The 23,581-nt window shown below is 71.4% G+C and carries 24 protein-coding genes; 9 read left to right on the top strand and 15 right to left on the bottom strand.

The genetic code is table 11. The annotated features are described in order from the left end of the window. Positions 1-25: 25 nt before the first annotated feature. From AB0I38_RS14815 to uraD, 7 genes are all read right to left on the bottom strand, one after another. On the bottom strand, positions 26-1,312 hold the full coding sequence (locus AB0I38_RS14815) for a glycerate kinase (protein WP_358467047.1): 1,287 nt from the start codon (positions 1,310-1,312) through the stop codon (positions 26-28). 306 nt (positions 1,313-1,618) lie between these two features. Next, a complete protein-coding gene (locus tag AB0I38_RS14810) occupies positions 1,619-3,124 on the bottom strand; it encodes an 8-oxoguanine deaminase (protein WP_358467045.1) in 1,506 nt (501 codons plus the stop codon). A 5-nt stretch (positions 3,125-3,129) separates the two neighbouring features. Next, on the bottom strand, positions 3,130-3,603 hold the full coding sequence (locus tag AB0I38_RS14805) for a (2Fe-2S)-binding protein (protein ID WP_358467043.1): 474 nt from the start codon (positions 3,601-3,603) through the stop codon (positions 3,130-3,132). After that, the gene (locus AB0I38_RS14800) at positions 3,603-4,463 is read right to left on the bottom strand and encodes an FAD binding domain-containing protein (RefSeq protein ID WP_358467041.1); all 861 of its coding nucleotides are present in this window, start codon (positions 4,461-4,463) and stop codon (positions 3,603-3,605) included. Before AB0I38_RS14800 ends, AB0I38_RS14805 begins: the two co-directional genes overlap by 1 nt. 2 nt (positions 4,464-4,465) lie before the next feature. Then, on the bottom strand, positions 4,466-5,332 hold the full coding sequence (gene pucL / locus AB0I38_RS14795) for a factor-independent urate hydroxylase (RefSeq protein WP_358467039.1): 867 nt from the start codon (positions 5,330-5,332) through the stop codon (positions 4,466-4,468). Then, on the bottom strand, positions 5,333-5,632 hold the full coding sequence (uraH, locus tag AB0I38_RS14790) for a hydroxyisourate hydrolase (RefSeq protein ID WP_358467037.1): 300 nt from the start codon (positions 5,630-5,632) through the stop codon (positions 5,333-5,335). It lies immediately after the preceding gene. Then, the gene (uraD, locus tag AB0I38_RS14785) at positions 5,629-6,138 is read right to left on the bottom strand and encodes a 2-oxo-4-hydroxy-4-carboxy-5-ureidoimidazoline decarboxylase (protein ID WP_358467035.1); all 510 of its coding nucleotides are present in this window, start codon (positions 6,136-6,138) and stop codon (positions 5,629-5,631) included. Before uraD ends, uraH begins: the two co-directional genes overlap by 4 nt. A 163-nt stretch (positions 6,139-6,301) precedes the next feature. On the opposite strand from uraD, the gene AB0I38_RS14780 reads away from it, so the two are divergent. Beyond that, positions 6,302-7,141, top strand: a complete 840-nt coding sequence (locus AB0I38_RS14780; protein ID WP_358467033.1) for a deoxyribonuclease IV — start codon at positions 6,302-6,304, stop codon at positions 7,139-7,141. Between the two features lie 598 nt (positions 7,142-7,739). Here AB0I38_RS14780 and AB0I38_RS14775 read toward each other — a convergent pair. The 3 genes from AB0I38_RS14775 to AB0I38_RS14765 form a co-directional block, all read right to left on the bottom strand. Then, positions 7,740-8,480: a LytR/AlgR family response regulator transcription factor gene (locus AB0I38_RS14775; RefSeq protein WP_358467031.1), complete on the bottom strand. Its 741-nt coding sequence runs from the start codon at positions 8,478-8,480 to the stop codon at positions 7,740-7,742. A 66-nt stretch (positions 8,481-8,546) separates the two neighbouring features. Beyond that, positions 8,547-9,692, bottom strand: coding sequence for a sensor histidine kinase (locus tag AB0I38_RS14770; RefSeq protein WP_358467029.1), 1,146 nt, complete (start codon positions 9,690-9,692; stop codon positions 8,547-8,549). Between the two features lie 44 nt (positions 9,693-9,736). After that, the gene (locus tag AB0I38_RS14765) at positions 9,737-10,333 is read right to left on the bottom strand and encodes a molybdopterin-dependent oxidoreductase (RefSeq protein ID WP_358467027.1); all 597 of its coding nucleotides are present in this window, start codon (positions 10,331-10,333) and stop codon (positions 9,737-9,739) included. A gap of 243 nt (positions 10,334-10,576) precedes the next feature. On the opposite strand from AB0I38_RS14765, the gene aroF reads away from it, so the two are divergent. After that, positions 10,577-11,608: a 3-deoxy-7-phosphoheptulonate synthase gene (gene aroF, locus AB0I38_RS14760; RefSeq protein ID WP_358467025.1), complete on the top strand. Its 1,032-nt coding sequence runs from the start codon at positions 10,577-10,579 to the stop codon at positions 11,606-11,608. 53 nt (positions 11,609-11,661) lie between these two features. On the opposite strand, the gene thiI is transcribed toward aroF, so the two are convergent. Then, on the bottom strand, positions 11,662-12,858 hold the full coding sequence (gene thiI, locus AB0I38_RS14755) for a tRNA uracil 4-sulfurtransferase ThiI (RefSeq protein WP_358467126.1): 1,197 nt from the start codon (positions 12,856-12,858) through the stop codon (positions 11,662-11,664). A 220-nt stretch (positions 12,859-13,078) separates the two neighbouring features. Here thiI and AB0I38_RS14750 point away from each other — a divergent pair, with 220 nt between their 5' ends. Both AB0I38_RS14750 and AB0I38_RS14745 read left to right on the top strand, forming a co-directional pair. Further along, positions 13,079-14,008: an MHYT domain-containing protein gene (locus AB0I38_RS14750; protein WP_358467023.1), complete on the top strand. Its 930-nt coding sequence runs from the start codon at positions 13,079-13,081 to the stop codon at positions 14,006-14,008. A gap of 53 nt (positions 14,009-14,061) precedes the next feature. After that, entirely contained in the window at positions 14,062-14,883 is an 822-nt protein-coding gene (locus AB0I38_RS14745) for an MHYT domain-containing protein (protein WP_358467021.1), read from the top strand. Positions 14,884-15,019: 136 nt separating this feature from the next. On the opposite strand, the gene AB0I38_RS14740 is transcribed toward AB0I38_RS14745, so the two are convergent. Then, positions 15,020-16,045: a 6-phosphofructokinase gene (locus tag AB0I38_RS14740; RefSeq protein WP_358467019.1), complete on the bottom strand. Its 1,026-nt coding sequence runs from the start codon at positions 16,043-16,045 to the stop codon at positions 15,020-15,022. Positions 16,046-16,161: 116 nt separating this feature from the next. On the opposite strand from AB0I38_RS14740, the gene glpK reads away from it, so the two are divergent. Continuing rightward, the gene (glpK, locus tag AB0I38_RS14735; RefSeq protein ID WP_358467017.1) at positions 16,162-17,622 is read left to right on the top strand and encodes a glycerol kinase GlpK; all 1,461 of its coding nucleotides are present in this window, start codon (positions 16,162-16,164) and stop codon (positions 17,620-17,622) included. Between the two features lie 20 nt (positions 17,623-17,642). Continuing rightward, the gene (locus AB0I38_RS14730) at positions 17,643-18,077 is read left to right on the top strand and encodes a Clp protease N-terminal domain-containing protein (protein WP_358467015.1); all 435 of its coding nucleotides are present in this window, start codon (positions 17,643-17,645) and stop codon (positions 18,075-18,077) included. Here the strand turns inward: AB0I38_RS14730 and AB0I38_RS14725 are convergent. Together AB0I38_RS14725 and AB0I38_RS14720 are read right to left on the bottom strand one after the other, a co-directional pair. Next, complete coding sequence (locus tag AB0I38_RS14725) at positions 18,074-19,429, bottom strand: N,N-dimethylformamidase beta subunit family domain-containing protein (protein WP_358467013.1); 1,356 nt, start codon at positions 19,427-19,429, stop codon at positions 18,074-18,076. The genes AB0I38_RS14730 and AB0I38_RS14725 overlap by 4 nt on opposite strands. 191 nt (positions 19,430-19,620) lie before the next feature. Then, a complete protein-coding gene (locus tag AB0I38_RS14720) occupies positions 19,621-20,523 on the bottom strand; it encodes a lactonase family protein (RefSeq protein ID WP_358467011.1) in 903 nt (300 codons plus the stop codon). A 97-nt stretch (positions 20,524-20,620) separates the two neighbouring features. Between AB0I38_RS14720 and AB0I38_RS14715 the strand changes: the two genes are divergently transcribed. The 3 genes from AB0I38_RS14715 to AB0I38_RS14705 all read left to right on the top strand — a co-directional run bounded on the left by AB0I38_RS14715 (position 20,621) and on the right by AB0I38_RS14705 (position 23,051). Then, positions 20,621-21,478, top strand: a complete 858-nt coding sequence (locus tag AB0I38_RS14715; RefSeq protein WP_358467124.1) for a bifunctional helix-turn-helix transcriptional regulator/GNAT family N-acetyltransferase — start codon at positions 20,621-20,623, stop codon at positions 21,476-21,478. A gap of 205 nt (positions 21,479-21,683) precedes the next feature. Next, positions 21,684-22,082: a hypothetical protein gene (locus tag AB0I38_RS14710; protein ID WP_358467009.1), complete on the top strand. Its 399-nt coding sequence runs from the start codon at positions 21,684-21,686 to the stop codon at positions 22,080-22,082. Positions 22,083-22,097: 15 nt separating this feature from the next. Next, on the top strand, positions 22,098-23,051 hold the full coding sequence (locus AB0I38_RS14705) for a hypothetical protein (RefSeq protein ID WP_358467007.1): 954 nt from the start codon (positions 22,098-22,100) through the stop codon (positions 23,049-23,051). 48 nt (positions 23,052-23,099) lie between these two features. On the opposite strand, the gene AB0I38_RS14700 is transcribed toward AB0I38_RS14705, so the two are convergent. After that, positions 23,100-23,444, bottom strand: a complete 345-nt coding sequence (locus tag AB0I38_RS14700; protein ID WP_358467005.1) for a YbaB/EbfC family nucleoid-associated protein — start codon at positions 23,442-23,444, stop codon at positions 23,100-23,102. Positions 23,445-23,581 lie beyond the last annotated feature (137 nt).

The raw sequence follows: 23,581 nt of genomic DNA, 5'->3' as shown, positions 1-23,581 counted from the left end.
TTTCAGAGCTGACGGTCAGGACCGGTCACAGGCGGTCGGCGGCCAGCCGGGCCGCCAGGCGTTCCAGGAGGGGCCCGGCCTCGGCCATGCAGCGGGCCGGATCGGGCTCCAGGTCGGTGAGCGCGTACGCCGCCTTGATGCCGGCCACCTGGAGCTCGGCGTCGGACAGGGTGCGGCGACCGCAGACCGCGACCACGGGAACCCCCGCCTTGGCCGCCGCCTGCGCGACCCCGACCGGGGCCTTGCCGCGCAGAGACTGCTCGTCCAGCGACCCCTCGCCGACGATCACCAGCCGGGCGCCCTGGACGAGCTCACCGAAGCCCAGCAGGTCGAGGAGGTAGTCGATGCCGGGACGGATGTCGGCACGCAGGAAGGCGAGGGCGGCGAAGCCGACCCCGCCGGCGGCCCCGGCTCCCGGGGCTCCGGCGACGCCCATGGGCCGGGGCGCGCCGTCGTGCTCGACCGCGCCGACGAGGCCGTGGGTCCGGGTGGCGACGGCGGCCAGCCTGCCGAGTGCGGCCTCCAGGGTCTTGACGTCGTCCGCGGTGGCCCCCTTCTGGGGACCGTAGACCGCCGCCGCCCCGTGGGAGCCCAGGAGCGGGTTGTCGACGTCGCTCGCCACCACGAACTCGACGCCGGAGACATCCATGAAGCCGGCCAGGTCGATGCGGTCCAGCTCTCGCAGGGCCGCCCCTCCCGGGCCGAGTTCGCTGCCCTCCGCGTCCAGGAGCCGCGCCCCCAGGGCCTGCACCATGCCCGCTCCCCCGTCGGTGCACGCGCTGCCGCCGAGGCCGAGCACGACACGTCGCGCGCCCCGCTCGACGGCGTCGGCGATGAGCTCACCGGTGCCGTAGCTGGTGGCGGTGAGCGGCTCCCGGTCGCCCGGCAGCCGCCGCAGGCCGGACGCCTCGGCGAGCTCGATGACGGCGGTCGGCCGCACGTCTGGCGCGGACGGCCGCGCGTCAGGAGCGGAAGGCCGGACACCCGGCGCGGCCGGCCGGACGTCAGGCTCGGGAGGCCGGACATCGCGTGCGGGAGGCGGCGCCGATCCGGCGGACCGGTCACCAGTGGGATCGCCGGTAGGGTGCCAGGCGTAGGAGGCCTGGACCGGCCGGCCGGTGGGCCCCGTCACCTCGCGCGTGATCCGGGTGAAGCCGCAGGCCACGACCGCGTCAACGGTGCCGTCGCCGCCATCGGCCACCGGCAGCTCGATCGCCGGTACGCCGAGCCCGGCCGACACCCTGGCCGCCACCTCAGCCGCCGTCAGCGACCCCTTGAACTTGTCCGGGGCGACAAGCACATGATCAACCACTACGTACTCCCACGCGTTGGGCGGTCAGCGGGCGGGCACTCCCCCGCTGCGAGCGGGCGTGCCGTTGCCGCTTCATCATCACACTCCTGCCCGCGGCGTCTCCGGCCGGTCGCGCCGTACGCCGCCGGGGCGCCGTGGGCCCGCCCTCGGCCCGCCGGGTCGCCGCGAGCCCGCCCTCGGCCCGCGGGGTCGCCGTGCTCGCTCCCCGGACCGCCGGGGCGCCGTGGGCCACCCTCGGCCGCAGCACGCCACGGGCCCGCCCTCGGCTGGGTCGCCGTGCGCGTGCTCGCGGACCGGCCGGCGGGGTCACGGTCGGATCTCCCTGGCGGTGGCGACCCCTCGATCTTCGGCCAGGCGCATCAGGCGGCGGTGCGCCCGGGCGCCCGCCCGTCCGGCCGCGTCATGCGCGACGGTCCGCAACTCGCCGTCCTCGACCAGCGTCTCGCCGCCGACCAGCAGGCGGGCCAGGGGCGGCTGGCGCGTCGCGAACACCAGCGCGCAGACAGGATCGGTCACCGCGCTCGCGAAGGGCTCGTCGACCCGCCACAGCGCGAGGTCGGCGAGCTTTCCCGGTTCGAGCGAGCCGAGTTCGTCCTGGCGGCCGAGGTTGCGGGCGCCGCCGAGCGTGGCCAGCTCCAGCGCCTGCCGGGCGGTGAGCGCGGCAGGACCGTACCTCGCCCGCTGGAACAGCAGCGCCTGCCGCATCTCGCCGGACAGGGTGGTCAGCTCGGAGGAGGCGGCCCCGTCGACGCCGAGGCCGACGTTCGCGCCGCGCCGCAGCATCTCCGACACCCTGGCGATGCCCGCGCCGAGCCGCCCGTTGGAGCTGGGACAGTGCGCCGAGCCGGTGCCGGTGGCGGCGAACCGGTCGATGTCGGAGTCGCTCAGGTGCACGGTGTGCGCGAACCACACGTCGGGTCCCAGCCAGCCGAGCTTCTCCATGTAGTCGACCGGCCGCACACCCGCCTGCTCCAGGCAGAGCCTCTCCTCGTCCAGGGTCTCGGCCAGGTGCGTGTGCAGACGTACGCCCTTGTCTCTGGCCAGCTCGGCGGCCTTGGTCATCAGGTCGGCGCTGACCGAGAACGGCGAGCAGGGCGCGACCGCCACCCGCAGCTTCGAGGAGAACGACGGGTCGTGGTAGGCGTCGATCGCGCCGGCCGTGGCGGTGAGGATCTCGTCGAGACGCTCGACGACGACATCGGGCGGCAGCCCGCCCTGCGACGTGCCCCGGTCCATCGAGCCGCGCGCCGGGTGGAAGCGGATGCCCAGCTCCCGGGCGGCCTCGACGCCGGCCGCGAACAGGTCGCCCCGGCCCTTGGGGAACAGGTAGTGATGGTCGCTGGAGGTCGTGCAGCCGGACAGCGCCAGGTGGCCGAGGCCCGCGATCGCGGCGTCCCTGACGACCTCGGCGTCCATCGCGGCCCACACCTCGTACGACGCCACCAGCCACTCGAACAGGGTCGCGTCCTGCGCGAGGCCCTGCGAGGCCCACTGGTAGAGGTGGTGATGGGTGTTGACCAGGCCGGGCGTGGCCAGGCACCCGGTGCCGTCGATCCGCGCCACTCCGCCCGGCCCCGGCAGGACGACCCGATTCGTCCCATCCCGCCGATCGGGCCGATCCGGCCGGTCGGGGCGGTCGGGGCGGTCGGGCCGGTCGGGGCGATCCGGCTGCTCCCGTCCGTGCGTCAGGTCCGTCATCGGGCCGACGGCGGCGATCCGATCACCCTCGATCCGGATATATCCGGACTCGATCTCGGGGCCGGCGACCGGCGCGACGTACACGTTCTCGATCAGTACGGCTCCAGCCGCCACGCCGGTCACCTGGCCGCCGCCTTCCGCGCCGCCGCCAGCCGTACCGCGTCGAGGATCTTCTCGTAGCCCGTGCAGCGGCACAGGTTGCCCGCCAGTGCCTCGCGGATGTCGGCGTCGGAGGGCTGCCCGACCCGTGCGATGAGGTCGTGCGCCTGCACGATGAGGCCGGGGGTGCAGAAGCCGCACTGCACGGCCCCGCACTCCGCGAACGCCTCCTGCACCGGGTCGAGCCGGTCGCCCTCGGCGAGCCCCTCGACGGTGCGCACCCGGCGGCCCTCGGCCTGCCCGGCGGCGACCAGGCAGGCGCAGACCGGCGTGCCGTCCAGGTAGACCGTGCACGATCCGCACTCGCCCTGCTCGCAGGCGTTCTTCGAGCCGGGCAGCCCGAGCCGCTCGCGAAGCACGTACAGCAGGCTCTCGCCCTCCCACACGTCGTCGGCGACCTGCTCGCGGCCGTTGACGGTGAACGTGACGCGCATCAGGCGGCCCTCCTTCCTCGGTGGTCGTTCCACGCCCAGGTGAGCGTGCGGCGGGCGAGCACGGCGATGGCGTGCCTGCGGTAGGCGGCGGTGCCGCGCACGTCGTCGATCGGCGAGGCGGCCGCCGCGCACAGCTCGCCGAACCGGCCGAGCAGCGCGGGGTCGAGCCGGGAGTCCCAGTCGAGCTCCCGGCTCAGGAACTCCTCGGCCTCCACCGCTCTGCGCGGCGTGGGCGCGGCCGAACCGAGGCCGGTGCCGACCCGCCGCTCTTCAGGGTGCAGCGCGACGGCGAACGAGCACACCGCGATGACCATGGCGTTGCGGGTGCCGACCTTGGAGAAGTACTGCGGACCGGTGGCGGGCCTGAGGTGGAAGGCCCGGATCAGCTCGTCGGGCCGCAGCGCCGACCGCTTGACGCCCAGATAGAACTCGTCGGCCGGAATCATCCGCACACCGCCGTCGCGCGACTCGGCCTCGACCACGGCGCCCGCGGCGAGCAGCGGCGGGTGGCTGTCCCCCGCCGGCGAGGCCGCGCCCAGGTTGCCACCGACCGAGCCGCGGTTGCGGATCTGCGGCGAGCCCACCGTCCGCGACGCCTGCGCCAGCCCCGGCAGCGCCTCGCCCAGCTCGTCGATGATCCTGGTGTACGGCACCGCGGCGCCCACCCGGCAGACGCCGCCGGCCAGGTTCCAGGTCCGCAGCTCGGCCACGTTGCCCAGGTCCAGCAGCGCCACGGGCCGGCGCACGTCGAAGTTGATCTCGACCATCACGTCGGTGCCGCCCTGGATGGGCACCGCCTCGGGCTGGTCCGCCTTGGCGGCCAGCGCCTCCTCCCACGTCGTGGGGCGCAAGAAGTCCATCGCTACTCCCAGGCGAATCCGGCGTCGGGGGCGTCCTCGCGCAGCACGCCGCCCTCGATCAGGCCATACGGACGGTCGGCCGCGTGGAACACCTCGCCCGCGTTGTCCAGCCCGAACGGCGACAGGTCCACCGCGAAGTGGTGCTTGTTCGGCATCGCCAGCCGGACCTCGCAGATCCCGTCACAGGTGTCCAGTACCCGCTTGCCCATGGCGTACAGCGTCTGCTGGAGCGACAGGCTGTGCGTTCCGGCGAACGCCTCCAGCAGGCACCGCCGCACCTCGGCGTAGGACTCGCCGAAGGAGTCCGGGGCGCTCGCGTGGCGCCACCGGGCGGTCACGGCGGTGGCCAGGACCCGATCGGTGGCCGGCTGGAGCGTGGTGTACTCGTCGACCGCGAAGCCGTGGAACTCCGATCCGGTCGTGTTGAGCAGCACGAGGTCCTTGAGCCCGGACACCACGGTGGTGCTGCCGTCGGCGTCGTGGTGGACCACGCAGGTGCGCACCTCGCCGCCGTCGCGCACGAACGAGTGCCCCGAGACGGGGATCCGGCCCCAGGTGTACTCCTCGATCTCCACCCGGGCGTGCCGGATCGGCGGCCGCGTGTCCACGAAGTGCCGGGCCAGCAGCCGCGCGAAGTCCTCGATCTGGTCGACGCCGTGTTTCCCGGCGAAGGCGAACGCGGTGTTCTTCTGCGTGTCGGTCGGCAGCACGGCGCTGTTGTCGCCGGTCAGGTGGACGGCCTCCATGTCGCCGGAGAGCGAGGAGCTGACGTTGATGTCCTTGAGGTGGTGCACCGTTCCGTCCCTGACGACGCGGACGAGCCTGGTCTCCGCCTTGCCGTAGCGGTTCGGGCCCAGGATGATCGGCATCTAGCTCCCTCGGTAGGTGGAGTAGGCGTACGGGCTGAGCAGCAGCGGCACGTGATAGTGCTGGTCCGGGTCGGTCACGGCGAAGGTGATGACCACCTCGGGGTAGAAGGTGTCGGCGAGGTAGGCCCCGGTGTCGAAGACGACCCGGTGGACTCCGGCCCCCGGCTGCCAGCCCTTGAGGCGGCCGTCGTCGTCGGTGCGGCCCTCGGCCACGACCCGCCCGTCGTGCTCCAGCCGCACGCTGACGCCGGTGGCGGGGCGGCCGGTGACGGCGTCCAGCACGTGCGTCGAGAAGCTCACGGCGCCTCCCCGAGGAGCTTGACCAGCCGCAGCCGGGTGATTGTGGCGAGCTCGTCGCGGACCGTGCGGCGTTCGGTCTGGTCGTCGTGCTCCAGCCGCTCGCGCAGCCTGGCCAGCATCCGGTCGCCGGACAGGCCGGTGGCGCAGATCAGGTAGACGTGGCCGAAACGGTCCTCGTAGGCGCGGTTGCCCTCGGCGAGCGCCTCCCGCAGGTCGTCCCGCACGCCTGCCTGCTCCTGCCGTGACCAGGCCGACTCCCGGTCCGCGCCGGCCGCGCGCTCGCCGATGCGCGGGTGCGCGCCGAGCGCCTCCAGCACGTCGGGCCAGGTCAGGTCATGTACGGCCGCGTCCGCGGCGTCGGCCAGCCCGGCCGGGTCGCGGTAGGGCCGGCCGGCCGCGACCGTCCGGGCGAAGGCGCGGGAGGCGCAGCAGGTCAGCAGCTCCCGCTCGGCCTCGGCCGGTTCACGGGCGTTGAAGGCGGCCAGGCCGGTGAGCGTGTTGGGCATGCCAGAAGTACACACATGCCCGTCGTGCCCGGTCCATCCGTAAGAACTCTGAACTGCGCAACCGGTTGGCCAGGACTTTTCGTGTCATGCTCCAAGCGCCGCCCCGGGCAGGGCTCCCCACCTGCCCGGACGCCAGCGTGAGCGGCCTAGACTGTCACGCATCATGACCCCACGTTCTCTCATCGGCGGGCACGTCCTCGTCACCGGCGGCCTCGCGACGGGCGGCCTGAAGTACATGGCCGAGATCGGCGCCGAGATGATCCAGGTGTTCGTCACCAACCCGCGCGCGTGGGCCCTCACTCCCGGCCGGCCCGACGAGGACGCCAAGCTGGCCGAGTCGGGCGTCGACGCCTTCATCCACGTCCCCTACCTGGCCAACTTCGGCTCGCCGACCCCCGCGACCCTGGCCGGCTCCATCGCGCTGGTCCGCCACACGCTGCGCCGCGGCGTCGAGACGGGGGCCAAGGGGGTGGTGGTGCACACCGGCTCGGCGGTCACCGGGTCACGTGACGACGCGATGCGCCAGGTGCGCGAGCACCTGCTGCCGCTGCTCGACGAGATCCCCGAAGGTGGGCCCGACCTGCTGCTGGAGCCGATGGCGGGGCAGGGCGCGATGCTCTGCGCCACGATCCAGGACCTCGAGCCCTACCTCGCGGCGCTCGACTGGCACCCGCGCGCGGGCGTCTGCCTCGACACCTGCCACGCCTTCGCTGCGGGCCACGACCTGGCGGCCGAGGGCGGCGTGGACGAGACCTTCGACCTCCTGCACCGGATCGCCCCGGGCCGGCTGAAGCTGATCCACGCCAACGACTCCAAGGACGTGTGCGGGTCCAAGAAGGACCGCCACGAGAACATCGGCGCCGGCCACATCGGCAGCGCGCCGTTCGCCGCCCTGATGCGCCACCCGGCGGTGGCAGGGGTGCCGATCTGCATCGAGACGCCGGGCAAGGCCGACAAGCACCGCGCCGACATCGAGCTGCTCAAGTCGCTGCGCGACGGCTGACCCGCCACCTGCTGAGCTGTTCGACCGCCGTGTCGGGGTGATCCACCACCCGCTGGGCTGTTTCGCCGTCGTGTTGGGGCGCCCGCGCCGGCGATCCGACCGCCCCGGAAGGCCGGATCGCCGCCGAGTCTCCGCGGCCGCTGCGGGCGCCCCTTCACGTATCCGGCAGGCGGGCCCTACCCCCCGGTCAAGGGCCCGACAACCGTGGTGACCAGCTGGTCACCTGGAACCGGAGCATCACGCGGGCCTCTCGGCCCTGTCCCCCGATGCCCCGGGTGGCTTCCGATGCCGAAACACTACGGTCGCGATCTTGAAGGCGAAACCCCGTTGGGTCACAGCTCGTCGAACGGTCTGTAGTCATCGTCATACGGAGAGTGCGTGCGCGATGAGCGGTCCTTCCGATTCGACGAACGGTCGACTATGGGGCTCGTGAACGCCTCGCGCACGGGAGTCGCAGGGGTACCCGATTCAGCACATGCGGGGCCGCCCCGGCGTGACCAGGGAAATCGCAACCATCACGGCAAAGGCCATGGGCTCGGCGGCGCGGACACGCCGCCACCCACTTCACACCCGCCCGCGGCGGCGCCGGATCGGCTCTCTAGGCGATGACGCTGCGGTGCTGGCGGACCAGGAGCTCGCGCACCTCGCGGCTGTGCCTCCGGCTGACCTGGAGCGTCTCGGTGCCCACGGTCAGCGTCACCTTCCCGCCTTCGAACCTGAGCTCGTTGACGTGCCGCACGGCGACCAGGGTGCTCCGGTGGACCCTGATGAAGCCCGCCTCGGCCCAGCGGCGCTCCAGGGCCGCCAGCGACATGCGCAGGAGGTAGCTGCCGTCGACCGTGTGCAGCCGCACGTAGTCGCCCTGGGCCTCGACGAACAGGACGGACTGCTGCGGCACGAACCTCGTGCGGCCGCCCAGCTCGACCGGGATGACGTCGTCCTGGCCCGGCTCGGCCGACGGGGCGGTGGCGGCCTCCAGCCTGCGCACGGCCTCGGCCAGGCGTTCGGCCCGGACCGGTTTGAGGAGGTAGTCGACCGCCTCCAGCTCGAACGCCTGCACCGCGCACTCCTCGTGCGCGGTCACGAACACCAGCCGCGGCGGGCTGGGAAAGCCGCCCACCAGCCTGGCCAGGTCGAGCCCGTCGAGCCCGGGCATCCGGATGTCGAGGAACACCCCGTCGAGCCGCTCGCCGGTGCCGATCATCTGGACCATCTCCTGCAGCGCCTTGACCCCGTCGCACGCGGTCGCGACGTGCTCGACCCGGCCGTCCTGGCGCAGGAGATATGCCAACTCCTCCAGCGCGGGCACTTCATCGTCAACGGCCAGCAGACGCAGCATGTGTCCTACGCTGCCGCATGAACACCAAGGTCACAAGGGACATGCCAACGTCGCGTAAAGATTTGGCTACAAAGAGCTAAATTGAGCCTTGGGAACGCGCAGCCGCACCTTCGTGCCCGCGCCCAGGGACGTCTCCACGACGAGGCCGTAGCCCTCGCCGTAGATCTGCCGCATTCGCACGTCCACGTTGGCCAGCCCGATGCCGTTGCCCTCCCGCCGGGGATCGTCGTCGAGCACCCGGCGGGCGTGCTCAGGGTCCATGCCGGCGCCGTCGTCCTCGACCGAGATGTGCGCCTCCGGGCCCGCGTCACGCGCCACGACGCGCACCTCGCCGCTGCCGCCCCGGCTGCCCATGCCGTGCTTGATGGCGTTCTCCACCAGCGGCTGCAGGCACAGGTACGGCACCGGCACCGGCAGCACCTCCGGCGCCACCTGCAGGCTGAAGCGCAGCCGGTCACCGAACCTGGCACGTTCCAGCAGCAGGTAGCGGTCGACGCAGGTGAGCTCGTCGGCCAAGGTGGTGAAGTCGTGGGCCCGGCGCAGCGCGTAGCGGGCGAAGTCGGCGAAGTCGAGCAGCAGCCCGCGGGCGCGCACGGGGTCGGTGCGGACGAACGACGCGATCGTGGTCAGCGCGTTGTAGACGAAGTGCGGCGAGATCTGGGCCCGCAGCGCCCGCATCTCCGCCTCCATCGCCCGTCGGCGCGACGAGTCGAGCTCGGCCAGCTCCAGCTGACCCGACACCCAGCCGGCCACCTCGGTGACGGTGCGGACCAGCCCCGCGCTCAGCTCGTCGTCGAACGCGGCCAGCGCCCCGACGATCTTTCCGTCCACGGTCAGCGGCACCACCACCGCTCCGTACGGCTCCCCCTCGAACACCTGCGCCCGGCCGGCCGCCAGCGCCGTGCGGGCGTAGGTGAGCACCTCGTCGGTGCACGGCCCGTCCCAGGCCAGCGCCGCGTCGGTGGAGGTGATCGCGACGGCGTAGGTGCCGAGCAGGGCGTGCAGGTGACGGACGGCCTTACGGGCCGAGTCGCGGTGCAGCCCCGTGCGCAGCGCCGGGGCGGCCATCGCGGCGAGGTGCAGCGTGGTGAAGATCGCCTCGTCCTTGTACCGGCGTTCGGGCGTCCGTGGGCCGCGCCGCGAGATCCGGGCAAGGCCGTAGCCGAGGACGAAGGTCAAGGAGGAGAGCCCCACACATGCGGTGGTCAGCATGCGGGCAACCGTAGCGGGCCACGGACCGTGTGCGGGCGGAAACCCTACGGAGGGCCGTCGCCAGGTTCTTCCTGGTAGGAGTAACGCTGCTCGCCCCACGGGTCGGCCACGTTGTGGTAGCCGCGCTCCTCCCAGAACCCCCGCCGATCCTCCAGCAGATATTCGATGCCGCGCACCCATTTGACGCTCTTCCACGCGTAGAGGTGAGGCACCACGATCCGCACCGGAAAGCCGCGGTCGAGGCCGATCGGCTTGTCGTCGACCTCCATGGCGAACAGGGTGCCAGGTGCGGTGAAGTCGGACATCCTGAGGTTGGCGCTGTAGCCGTACTCTGCCCAGATCATCACATAACGGACACCTGGATCGGGTGGCGCGATGTCGATGATGGTGGCCGGGCTCACCCCGCGCCACTCGATGCCCATGAGCGAGAACTTGGTGACGCAGTGGAAGTCGGCCACCACCTCGGTGCGGGGCAGCCGTTCGAACTCGTCCCAGGCGAACCGGTGCTCCTCGCCGGAGGCGGTGGCGCCGAAGACGCGGAAATCCCAGCTGTCGGGCCTGAACTTGGGGACCCTGCCGTAGTGAATCACGGGACGGCCGCGCGGGACGTACTGGCCTGGGGGCAGGCGCGGCTCCTGCACGATCACTCCAATCGCACGCTCTCGTGGTCTTGAGCCATCCTGCCACCGGACCGCCCCCGGTTCGCGCCCGGGTTGGGTGCGCTATTGTTGGGCCCTATGCGCCAGGCGTTCCTGTTTTGGTATGGCGACGGACCCGAGTCCGTTCGCCATCTGACGCTGCGCTAACCAGCAGACAGGCGAACAGAAGGCCCCGGGTCCGAAAGGACCCGGGGCCTTCTCGTGTTTCCGGAGGAGAAAGAGCAGATGGTCATCGTTATGGGCCCGGAGGCCACCCAGGACGACATCGAGTCGATCGTCGGGGTCGTCCAGGCGGCCGGCGTGGAGGCGTTCGTGAGCAGGGGCGTGCGGCGCACGATCGTAGGTCTGGTGGGCGACGTGACCCAGCTGGACGCGGCCGGCCTGCGGGGCATGCGCGGAGTACGCGACGTGATGCGCGTGTCGACGCCGTACAAGCTGGTGAGCCGCGAGAACCACCCGGAGCGCTCGACCGTGCACGTGGGCGGGGTGCCGATCGGTCCCGGCACCGTGACCCTGATCGCGGGGCCGTGCGCGGTGGAGACGCCGGGGCAGACGCTCGGCGCGGCCCTGATGGCCAAGGCGGCGGGGGCGACGCTGCTGCGCGGCGGGGCGTTCAAGCCGCGCACGTCGCCGTACGCCTTCCAGGGGCTGGGTGAGCAGGGGCTGCGCATCCTGGCCGACGTACGCGAGGAGACCGGGATGCCGATCGTCACCGAGGTCGTCGACGCGCAGGACGTGGAGCTGGTCGCGTCCTACGCCGACATGCTCCAGGTCGGCACCCGCAACGCGCAGAACTTCGCGCTGCTGCAGGCGGTCGGCGCGGCGGGCCGGCCGGTCATGCTCAAGCGCGGCATGAACGCCACCATCGAGGAGTGGCTGATGGCGGCCGAGTACATCGCGCAGCGCGGAAACCTCGACATCGTGCTCTGCGAGCGGGGCATCCGCACGTTCGAGACCGCCACCCGCAACACCCTCGACGTCTCGGCGGTGCCGGTCGCCCAGCGCCTGTCGCACCTGCCGGTGATCGTCGACCCGTCGCACTCGGGGGGCCGGCGCGACCTGGTGCTGCCGCTGACCCGGGCGGCCATCGCGGTCGGCGCCGACGGCGTGATCATCGACGTGCACCCGCAGCCCGAGCTGGCGCTGTGCGACGGCCCGCAGGCGCTGATCGACGGCGACCTGGAGGAGCTGGCGGGGGTCATGCGCGACCTCCCGGCGCTCCTCGGCAAGTCGGCCGCGGTGGCACAGCCCGCCTGACCGGCGGACCGTCCGCCTCCTCCACCCACGCGCCGGGTGGAGGAGGCCGGGTGTCAGAGTGTGTACTCCTGGATCGAGTCGGCCAGCTGCACGGCCAGTTCCTCTGCGTCGAGCCGCTTCTCGATCTGCTTCAGGTCCTCGATCTTGGCGCGAGTCTCGGCCCGCTTGGGCGCCAGGAGGCTGCAGCAGTCCTCGTCGGGCAGCTCGGAGATCTCCAGCGTGCCGAGGCGCCGCGCCTCGGCCATGATCTCGGTCTTGTCCCAGCCGATCAGCGGCCGCAGGATCGGCAGCTCGACCGCGTGGTCCTGGGCGGTGATGTTGGTCAGGGTCTGCGAGGAGACCTGGCCGAGCGCGTCGCCGGTGACCAGCGCCGAGGCGCGGATGCGGTGGGCGACCTCCTCGGCCGTCTTGAGCATGAGCCGCCGCTGCGCGATCACCGCGAGCCGGTCCTGGCCCGAGGAGCGGATCGACTGCTGGGCCTTGCCGAACGGCACCACCCAGAGCCGCGACCTGCCCTGGAACCGGTCGAGCTTCCTGACCAGCGCGTAGGCCTTGTAGATCGACTCGGACGTGGTGAAGGGGATGCCCGAGAAGTGCAGGAAGTCGACGTGCAGGCCGCGCCGCATCATGCGGTAGGCGGCCACCGGCGAGTCGATGCCGCCCGACATGAGCACCAGGGCCCGGCCGCTGCTGCCGACCGGGAGCCCGCCCTGGCCGGGGATGCCCCCGGTGAAGACGAACACCTCGTCGCGGTCGACCTCGATAGAGAGAGTCAGCTCGGGGTTGCGCAGGTCGACCGGCAGGCCGTACTCGTCGTTGATGGCCCCGCCGACGAACCGGTCGAGCTCGTTGGAGCGCATCGGGAAGCGCTTGTCGCGGCGGCGTGAGCGGACCGCGAACGCCGCGCCGCGCTTGACCTCCTCGCGGTCGCGGAAGAGCTCGATCCCGGCCTTGAGCACCGAGTCGGGGTCCTTGGCGACCCGCCAGGCGGGGTGGATCCAGACCAGCCCGGGCACGTCGGCGACCCGGCGGGCCACGGCCTCGGACTCCTCGACGGTGGCGCCCGGGGGCAGGAAGATCGCGACGACTCCGTGGCGGCGGCGGACGTCGAGCTTGAGGCCGAGCTCCTGGAGCGCTTCGCGGATGTTGCTGATCAGGCGGCGCTCGAACAGCTCGCGGTTCTTGCCTTTGAGGACGATCTCGCCCAGCTTGAGCAGAACGCACGGCTCGCCCAGGGCGGACATCGTCATCATGGCTGAACCTCCGGGGAAGACGGGGATACGGGCGTTAGAAGCAACGCCGCGACCCATGGAGTTTAGTCCGCCGCCACGCCCGTACTCGCTTTGTCGCGGATGAGGATTTTTCACCCTTCCGACAAGAAAAATTGACAGATAGTCGAGATATCCATGCGAATCGGACAGGATGGCTGGCATGATCCGGGAGACCCCTATCGCAAGGAAGCTTTGACGAATGTCGGTTGTGAATCACTTCACCCATGGCCCGCTCACGCCCGTGCTCGCCTACCTGATGTCGTGCCTGGGGTGCATGCTCGGCCTGCGGCTCACCGCCCAGGCGCAGGCCTCCCGAGGCGGCGCCCGGGTGCGCTGGCTGCTCGGCGCGGCCGTCTCCATCGGCGGCACGGGCATCTGGGTCATGCACTTCGTCGCCATGATGGGTTTCGCGGTCGAGGGCACCCAGATCAGGTACGACGTGCCGCTGACCGCCGCCTCCGCGATCGTGGCCATCGTGGTCGTCGGCACCGGCCTGTTCCTCGTCTCGCACGGCGGGGGCCGGCCGCTCCCCCTGCTCGGCGGCGGCGTGCTCACCGGACTGGGCGTGGCCAGCATGCACTACCTGGGCATGTACGCGATGAACATGTCCGCGCACGTCTCCTACGACCGCGGCATCGTGGCCGCCTCCGTGGTGATCGCCGTGGTGGCCGCGACCGTCGCGCTCTGGTTCACCATGCGGGTCAGGAAACCGATCTGGATCACCGGGGCGGCGCTCGTCATGGGCGCGGCCGTGGCCGGGATGCACTACACGGGGATGTACGCGATGGCCGTCACGCCCCACGCGGAGCCGGGGGCCGTGCCGGGCGCCGACGCGCTCGACTTCCTCGTGCCCCTGATGACCGCGATCTCCCTCATCACGCTGACCATGCTGCTCATGGTCATCCTGGCGCCGTCGGAGAAGGAGCTGCACGAGGACGCCGAGCTGGACGCCCGGCTGGAGCGGCGCAGGCTCGTCACCCAGCGGCAGGCGCACCTCACCGGACCCGTCCAACCGCCCCCGCCGGCCGCACGGGTGCCCGTTCAGGAGTGGGGCATGGAACCACCCATGTATCCCGCCCCCTCCCGTGGTGTCCCATCTTCCTCTAGGTCACGATCCCGACACAGGTAGTTGTGCTTTCCGCGATACACCGCCCATACTCCCTTAATTGCCGAGGGGGGCTCATGTCGCCGATCGACCATTTCTCCTACGGGATCATCACGCCCGTTCTCGCCTACGCCATGTCCAGCGTGGGATCCATGCTCGGGCTGCTGCTGGCTTCGCGAGCCCGCCTCGTCGAGGGCAGGGAACGAGGATTCTGGCTGGCCGGGGCAGCGATCGCGCTCGGCGGCACGGGCATCTGGACGATGCACTTCATCGCCATGATGGGCTTCGGGGTGCGCGGCACGGTGATCCGCTACGACGTGCCGCTCACCGTCGCCTCGGCGCTCCTCGCGGTCGTGGTCGTGGGCGCCGGGCTGTTCCTCGTCTCCTACCACGGCGAGCGCATCGCGTACCTGCTCGGCGGCGGCCTGCTGACGGGCGTCGGCGTGGCGGGCATGCACTACCTGGGCATGATCGCGATGAACATGTCCGGCCACGTCAGCTACGACCCGCTGGTCGTCACGCTCTCCGTGCTCATCGCGATCGCCGCCGCGACCGTGGCGCTCTGGTTCACCATCCGCGTCACGGGCGCCGTCAAGCGGATCGGCGCGGCGTTGATCATGGGCATCGCGGTGACGGGCATGCACTACACCGGCATGTTCGCGATGGCGGTCGACGTGCACGAGACGACGGCCCCGCTGACCGGGTCCAAGGGGATCGACTTCCTGCTGCCGCTGATCGTCGGCATCAGCCTGATCACCGTGGGTCTCCTGCTCGCCGTCATGCTGTCGCCGTCGGAACGCGAGCTGCGCGGCGAGGAGGAGTATCTGTCCCGCACGGAGGCGGAGAAAAGCGACGAGGGCGCGCCGTCAGCCAATCTCTTCGGCACGCCCCGCGGTTGAGCTATCTCCTGGTACGGCTTGCGACGCGTAGTGGGCCGCCGACTCGCCGCGGCGCAAGCCGTACCCTGAGGGGGGTTGTAGTGGGTAACCCCGCTGACTCAGAAGGTACGGCCCGCCGCTTGCAAGCCGCTTACAGTCAGCCGAAGAAGACCTCGGCCTCCGCGTACCTCGACACGGGCACCGTCTTGAGCTCGGCCGTCGCCTCGTCGAGGCCGACGCGCACGATGTCGGTGCCGTGCAGCGCGACCATCTTCCCGAAGTCGCCCTCGTGAGCCGCGTCGATCGCCTGCAGGCCGAACCTGGTGGCCAGGACCCGGTCGAACGCGGTCGGTGTGCCGCCGCGCTGGATGTGGCCGAGCACGGTGGTGCGGGCCTCCTTGCCGGTGCGCTTCTCGATCTCCCGGGCCAGCACCTCGCCGATGCCGCCGAGCCGCACGTGGCCGAACGCGTCGAGCTCGCCGGCCTGCAGCTCCATCTGGCCCTCGATCGGGTGCGCCCCTTCGGCGACCACGAGGATCGGCGAGTAGCGGGTGCGGAAGCGGGACTCGACGTACTCGCAGACGCGGTCGATGTCGAACGGCTTCTCCGGGATGAGGATGACGTTGGCGCCGCCCGCCATGCCGGCGTGCAGCGCTATCCAGCCCGCGTGACGGCCCATCACCTCGCAGATCAAGGCCCGGTGGTGGGACTCGGCCGTGGTGTGCAGGCGGTCGATGGCCTCCACCGCGATGTTGACGGCGGTGTCGAAGCCGAAGGTGTAGTCGGTGCCGGACAGGTCGTTGTCGATCGTCTTGGGCACGCCGACGACCCTGACGCCTCGGTCATAGAGCTGCTTGGCCACCCCGAGGGTGTCCTCGCCGCCGATGGCGATCAACGCGTCGACGCCGGTGACCGCCAGATTGTCCTTGATCCGGTCGACGCCCCCCTCGATCTTCATGGGGTTGGTGCGCGACGAGCCCAGGATCGTGCCGCCTCGTGGCAGGATGCCGCGGACGGCCTGGATGTCCAGGGGCATGGTCTCGCCTTCGAGGGGGCCACGCCAGCCGTCACGGAAGCCGACGAACTCGTGGCCGTAGGCGCCCACTCCCTTTCTGACGACGGCCCGGATAACCGCGTTGAGACCGGGGCAGTCGCCACCCCCGGTGAGCACTCCAATACGCATGACGGGTTCCTCCCGATGAGCTTCACTACCAGCATCGCATTGTGCCCGCCTGTGCGGGCATTGGTCTAGACCAAATGCGAGCGTACCGAGCGAAACGTCTTCCGGGAGGAGAATTCGTGAGCGTGTTGGCGATAGACGCGGGCACGACGGGGGTCACGGCACTGGTGGTGACCGACGACGGCCGGATCGAGTCAAGGGGCTACCAGGAGTTCGCCCAGCATTTCCCAGAGCCGGGTTGGGTGGAGCACAACCCCGAGGAGATCTGGCAGGCCGCGCTGAGCGCCTGCGCCGCCGCGCTGCGCGGGGCGACCTCGACACCGGCCTGTGTCGGGATCACCAACCAGCGGGAGACCGCGGTGCTGTGGGACCGGCGCACCCTGGCCGCGCCGCGGCGGGCGATCGTCTGGCAGGACCGCCGCACCGCCGGCAGCTGCGCCCGGTTGCGGGAGCAGGGGCACGAGCCGCGCGTCTCGGAGCTGACCGGGCTGCGGCTCGACCCCTACTTCACCGCCTCCAAGCTGACCTGGCTGGCCGAGCACGATCCGCGCGCCTGGGCGGGCGTCACCGACGGCGACGTGGTGATCGGCACCGTCGACTCCTACCTCATCGCGCGGCTCACCGGCGGCGCGCGGCACATTACCGACCCGTCCAACGCCTCCCGCACCCTGCTGTACGGCCTGGCCTCGGGCGGCTGGGAGCCGGAGCTGTGCGAGCTGTTCGGGGTGCCCGAGGCGGCCCTGCCGGAGATCGTGCCCAACTACGGCGAGCTCGGCCGCACCGCCCCCGGCGCCTTCCTCGGGCTCGACCTGCCGATCTCGGGCGTCGCGGGCGACCAGCAGGCGGCGCTGTTCGGGCAGACCTGCTTCGCCGTGGGCGACGTCAAGTGCACGTACGGCACGGGGTCGTTCATCCTGACCAACACGGGTGGCGAGATCGTCCGCTCGGCGGCCGGGCTGCTCACCACGGTCGCCTGGCAGAAACCCTCGGGCGAGCTGACGTACGCGCTGGAGGGGTCGATCTTCGTGACCGGAGCGGCCGTGCAGTGGCTGCGCGACGGGCTGGGGCTGATCGGCACCGCCCCCGAGTCGGAGGCGCTGGCGCGCACGGTGCCCGACAGCGGGGGCGTGGTGTTCGTCCCCGCGCTGACCGGGCTCGGCGCGCCGCACTGGGACCCGGAGGCGCGCGGCCTGATCACCGGCATCACCCGCGGCACGACCAGGGCGCACCTGGTCCGGGCCACGCTGGAGGCGATCGCGTTCGAGGTGCGCGACGTGGTCGAGGTGATGACCGGCGGGTCGGCCCCGGTGCTCAAGGCCGACGGCGGGGCCAGCGCCAACGACCTGCTGATGCAACTGCAGGCCGACCAGCTCGGCGCGGTGGTCGAACGGCCGGTGATCCAGGAGACCACCGCTCTCGGGGCCGCCTTCCTGGCGGGGCTCGGCGCGGGGGTGTGGGGCTCGGCCGACGAGCTGCGCAAGACGTGGCAGCTCGACCGCCGGTTCGAGCCCGGTGAGCGCGACGACGCCGCCTACCGGCGCTGGCAGGCGGCCGTCCGGCTGGCGTCCACGCACGACTGATCCTGATCGTCAACGCGCGGTTGACGGGTCTGAAGCAGGCGCAGGAGGAGGCCGGCGGGGCCGGGCACGACCACATCGACGTCGGCCACCTCGTCCTCGGCCTGCTGCACGAGCCCGAGGCTCTCGCCGCCAAGACCGTCGAGGCGCTCGGCGTCACGCTCGGCGAGGTCAGGGAGGCGGTGACGCCCACGCTCGGCCCCGCCACCGACCCGCCGTCCGGAGTTCCGGCGTTCAGCACGCAGGGCAGGAAGGTGCTGGAGCTGACCGTCCGCGAGGCGCTGCGGCTGGGCCACAACTACGTGGGCACCGAGCACCTGCTGCTCGCCGCCCTCACCCTGGAGGGCGACCCGGCGGTCGCGGCCCTCGCCGGGCTCGGCGTGACCAAGGAGCCGGCCGAGCGGGAGATCGGGCGGATGCTCGACGCCATCACGCGGGCCAGGGGGAAGCAGTCCTAGGCCGGCCCGGCGGGTCCCTTGGCGAACCTGGTCAGCAGGTTGAGCGTCGCGCGGCGGGTGAAGTCGGAGGCGGCCCGCGTCACGCCGTGGCCGCACGCCTCACCCTTCATGCCGCACACCCAGCGCATCGTGCCGGAGGCGAACACCCCGGCTCCGCTGGGGGCGGTGTAGTAGGTGGTGTTGCTGACCGTGGCCCGGCCGCCGCAGTCGACCGGCGACTCGGCCAGCACCTGGACGTTGACCGGCGAATCGGGCGACACCTTGTCGGTCTCGACGCCCGCGAGCCCCGGGAAGCTCCGGCCCCGGGTGCCCTTGAAGATCCAGTGGCCCGGCCGGCTCACCCGGTAGGTCGCCTCGGCCGGGAAGCAGTCGTACATCTGCCCGACCAGCCCGCTCTCCGGCTCCGAGTGCCGCCAGAGCGGGCACTGGGTCTCCTTGTCACACATGATCATCCTGCCGTACAGCCCGATCCGCCAGTAGACGGCGTTGGCCCCGAGGAAGGCCAGGTTCACGCCCCGGTCGCGGGCCCGGGTGACGGCCTGCCGCATCTCCGGCGACCAGTACTCGTCGTGCCCCAGCGACACCACGGCGCGGGCGCCGCGCAGCGCGCCGGGCCGCAGGTCGAGGCTCGTCAGGTAGGCCAGTGGCATCCCGCTCCGCTCCGCCAGCTGGATGGCGGTCTGCTCGAAGTCGAGGAAGAGCCGGGCGCCCGAGCCGTCGTAGGGGCGGTCGAAGGTGACCTTGCGCGACCGGTCGTCGTAGCCGCCGGGCCCGGTGTACAGGCTGCGGCCACCCCACAGGTTGTACGCCTGCCAGGTGGTGACCGCGTTGACGATCACCACCCGGCCCTCGGCCGAGGCCGAGCGCACGGTGATCGGGACGTAGCGCTGGCCGCCCGTGGAGGCGTCCAGCCGCACCAGGTAGGCGCCCTCGGCCCAGCCGGTGGTGTCGACGGTGAGCGAGGGCTTCCAGTGGGCGGCGGTCACCATGCCCTCGACGACCTTCGGGGGCGGCTGACGTACGCCGCCGGTGCGCGCGGAGCGCCAGACGGAGACCGGCCGGGCGCCCATCCGGAACGCCGACGCGGTGAAGCGCGGCGCGGACGTGGAGACGAGCAGCCGGAACCTCTCCCCCGGCAGCACGCTGACCCGGTCGGCGTAGCCCTCGATCTCGTGCTCACCGCCGCGCTCGGTGATGCGCCACGGCCGGTCCGCTCCCGCGGGCGGCGCGGGCGCGGCCCGCTCGGAGGCGGCCACGGGCGCGGACGCCGGGGCGGGCTCGGGGCCGGTGGGCGCGGAGGCGGTGCCGCAACCGGCGGCGAGCAGGACGAGGGCGGCGAGGACATGGCGCACGAGCACCCATGGTCGGGGCCGGGCCCCGGACGCTCCTCCCCCTTGGCGAAGTCCTTACCGGAGACCTGCCCGTCCCTGACGCGCGGGCGCCCGTCGGGCCGGTGCGGGGCCGTGCGTACGTCACACCCTCCGCGGGCCTGGGAGCCGGGCGCACCGTCGGCACCGCCCGGGCCGGTGTCCCGGGGCCCCGGCTAGGCGGGGAGCACGCAGGACGGGCTCCTGACCTCGTACGCCTGGCCGGTCGGCTCGGGGACGCCGTCCTCCAGCGCGAACACCGTGACGCTGTCGGAGCGCTGGTTGGCCACGTACAGGCGGTCGCCGTCGATCGCGAAGTGCCGCGGCCAGTCGCCGCCCGACGGGACCTCGGCGACGGGCGAGAGGTCGTCGGCCCGCAGCACCGAGATCGTGTCGGGGCCGCGGTTGCCCACGTAGACGAGGCCGTTCGCCACGGCGAGGTGGGAGGGCTGGTTGACCACCTCACGCCTGGACGCGGGCGTGCCCTGCCTGCTCTCGCCGTCGATGAGCGTGACGATGCCGTCGAGCTCGCCCACCACGTAGAGGCGCGAGCCGGTGAAGACCATGTGCCGCGGGCCGGTGCCGGGGTCGAGCCGCAGCGACTCCAGCGGCGTGCCGTCGAGCGTGTAGCGGCGGATCTCGTCGGTGCCCAGGTCGCTGACGTGCAGGACGTCGTCGTGGAAGACGCACTGATGGGCGTGTGAGCTCTCCTGCCGGTCGGGCACCGGGCCCGCCCCCTCGTGGCGCAGCACGATCGGCTCGCCGGTGAACGCCCCGTCGGGGCCGAGGTGGTGCAGGCCGGCGGTGCCGTCTCCGTAGTTGGCGACGGCGAGCAACGTGCCCGAGGGGTGCACCGCGACGTGGCAGGGGCTGTCGCCGTCGCTGGAGCGCTCGTCCAGCGGTGCGAGGCCGCCTTCGGTCGTGAACGCCGTGATCCAGCCCTGCGCCAGCTCCCCGACGGCGTACAGCACCGGCAGCGTGGGATGCGCGGCGAGGAACGACGGCGAGGCGAGGCGGGTCAGCCCGTCGCCGATCGTCTGGATGCCGGGACCGTAACCGCCGATGTACAGGCACTTCACAAAAGTGTTCCTCTCATGCTTGACTGAGGCAATGAATTTGTTGACAGAAGCAAGGGTTTCTGAGGTCAGGGCCTTCAACCGGTTCTATACGAAGGTGATGGGCATCCTCCAGGCGGGCATGCTCGACTCGCCCTATTCGCTGACCGAGGTGAGAGTGCTGTTCGAGCTCGCGCACGCCGGCCAGCTGGAGACCGGCGAGCTGCGCGCCCTGCTCGACCTCGACGCGGGCTACCTCAGCAGGATCCTCGGCCGGTTCGAGGCCGGCGGCCTGATCTCACGGGAGCGTTCGGCCACCGACGCGCGCAAGCAGGTGGTGAGCCTGACCGAGACGGGCGTGGCCACCTTCGGCGAGCTCGACGCGCGCTCCAGCGAGCGGATCGAGCAGGTGCTGGCCGGGCTGTCCGACGAGCGGCAGCGGCGGATGGTGGCCGGCATGGCGACGATCCGGGAGCTGCTCGGCGGGCGGGCGGAGCGCGAGCCGTACCTCATCAGGCCGCCCCGCACGGGCGACCTGGGCTGGGTGGTCAACCGGCACGGCGAGCTCTACAGCGCCGAGTGGGGCTGGGGCATGGAATTCGAGCGGCTCGTGGCCCGGATCGTGGCCGACTACGACCCCGCGCGCGACGCGGGGTGGATCGCCGAGGTCGGCGGCGAGCGTGCGGGGTGCGTGTTCTGCGTGCACAAGGACGACACGACCGCGCAGCTGCGGATGCTGCTGGTCGAGCCGTCCGCCCGGGGCCTCGGCCTCGGGCGCGCGCTCGTCGAGGAGTGCGTGCGCCACGCCCGCGAGCGCGGCTACGAGCGGATCACGCTGTGGACCCGCGACTGCCTGGCCGGCGCCCGGCGCCTCTACCAGGAGGCCGGGTTCGAGCTGGAGTCGGAGGAGCGGGGGACGGAGAACGGGATCGAGGTCAACGAGCAATCGTGGACCCTCACGCTGCGCCGCGCCGTCTAGAGCGCGTGGGCGAGGTTCGTGCGGGGCATGGCGGGGCTCCGGCCGGACGAACTTCTCTCGAACCTTAACCGTCGGACAAGGTGACGGTCTTCGCACATTCGCGTTCCGGTCCGGCAGCGAAAAGATTAACGTCATGGAAACGTACGGCGTCGATATCTAGCCTTACGATTTGCGAATTGATCATTCATTCGATCAAGGAGGCAAGTTGGGGCACACCGACCACGAAAGCATGGAGAACAGCGGCAGGCTTATCCGTGACGAGGACATCCAGTTCAGGAGCGCCGTCGCCCAGCCTCGCAGCGACCTCGACTCTCTCGTCCCCTACTTCGGCAACCCGGCGACCGACGAGGCCGCCCAGATCTTCCGCAAGGGCCAGGACGGTCACCCGGGTTTCGACGCCGCGGACGACGCCCTGGAAAAGGCCGTGCAGGACATCGGAGCCGCCTATGCGGCCATTGGTAAGGGCCTGCTGGCGATGAGCGAGAACGTCAAGACGGCCGACTGGGCGAGCATGATCGACAGTGGCCCCATCATGGCGCTCCTCGAATTCGCCAAGGACAAGAAGGACATCGCCGTGCCGGTGACGCTGGCCGAGAGCGACTGAGCGGAGGAAGCCGTCATGCCCATCGGGCTGGCCAGCAAGATCGCACTGGGCGGCATGGCCGGCGCCGGACTCGCCGGCGCGTTCGCACCCGAGTTCCTGTTCGGAATCCGTTACCTGGAAGGCGACCCGGACCGGATCCGCGAGGCGGCCGACAAACTCGACGCCATCGCCGACAAGATCGACAGTCACTTTCAGGAGGCCAATTCGGCCGCCGCCGAGGTGTGGAAGAAGAGCTCCGGTACGGAGGTCGACGCTTTCAAGGAGTTCTGGACGACGAAATACGGTCCAGCCGTCTACCAGGTCTCTCTCAAGCATCGCAAGGCGGCGATGGCGTGCCGCGCCTACGCCAATGTCATCGAGCAGATCAATCACGCACTGAAAGTGCTCTGCTGGATTTTGACGGTGGACATGATGTACACCATCGGCTATCAGGTGCTCACCTGGAAACTGTTTCTGGCGATCATGAAACGAAAGGCGATCCTGCTCAAGGTCTCCGCCAACCGGTTCGTCCAGTTACTCCTGCCCACCTTTTTCTACTGGGTCGCCGACAGCGTGGCCTATGCCACGGGCGAAGTGGTGCTTCCGCTGGGCCTCAACTACCTGGGCGGGATGAAGACGGACCTGGCCGGCAACGATGTCAGGTCGGCCGGATACAACCTCACCGCCTACCGCGAGCACTTCGTGGCGAACATGGCCTTCAACGGGGTCATCGACGGTGGCGTGGCGCTGATGTCGAAGGTGCCCGGCCTGCGGGTGCTCGGCACCAACGTCGCCCTGCCGAACGGGGTGACGCTGAACACCGGCAACTTCGTCCCCCGGATGGCCGCGTCGACCACGTACTCGATGACCCTGGACGCGCAGCACGGCGACAATCCGCTGCCCGGGTCCGAGCACGGGCTGACCGAGCAGGAGATGTACCAGAAGTTCCTCATCCACGGGACGCGCAGCCTCATCCCGAGGATGTTCTGAGCGGAGGGGGCCGCACGGCGGCCCGGTCACGCCCGTGGACTCCGCCTCCTACCTGCGGCGCCGCTGATCACCCGGAAGGTCGTCGTCGAGATAGGGCCTGGTCACGTCCATGAGGCGCCTCGCCGCGTCCTCGGTCGCACGCCGCGCCGCGTCGAGGATGGCCTCGGCCAGCTCCTCCGAGCCCAGCTTCATCGCCCTCGGGTCGATGCGCAGGGAGGTCAGCTCCCCTGACGACGAGACCTGGACTCTGATCTTGTCGTCGGCGGCGGTCGCCTGCCCGCGCACCTCGCCGACCTGGCCCATGACATCGGAGAGCTCCTTGGAATTGGCCTTGAACTCGGCCATGAGCCGGTCGAGCTCGGGGTCGCCGCTTGATCCATCCCGTTCCACCATGACGAGGGACCTTATCCGATCACGAAGTGGACGCACAGCGCCCGCCTGCGGCCCGGGCGGCCGGCGGCGCTCCTCGCCGGAGGGCGGCGAACCAGGGTCCGGGCACGCGAAAGCCCGGGGCACGCGGGCTCCCGGGC

It is taken from the genome of Nonomuraea cavernae, assembly GCF_040655715.1.
GTDB classification, from domain to species: domain Bacteria; phylum Actinomycetota; class Actinomycetes; order Streptosporangiales; family Streptosporangiaceae; genus Nonomuraea; species Nonomuraea cavernae_A.
Note: the sequence above shows the minus strand (reverse complement) of the source record. Positions and strands in the feature narration are given on the sequence as shown.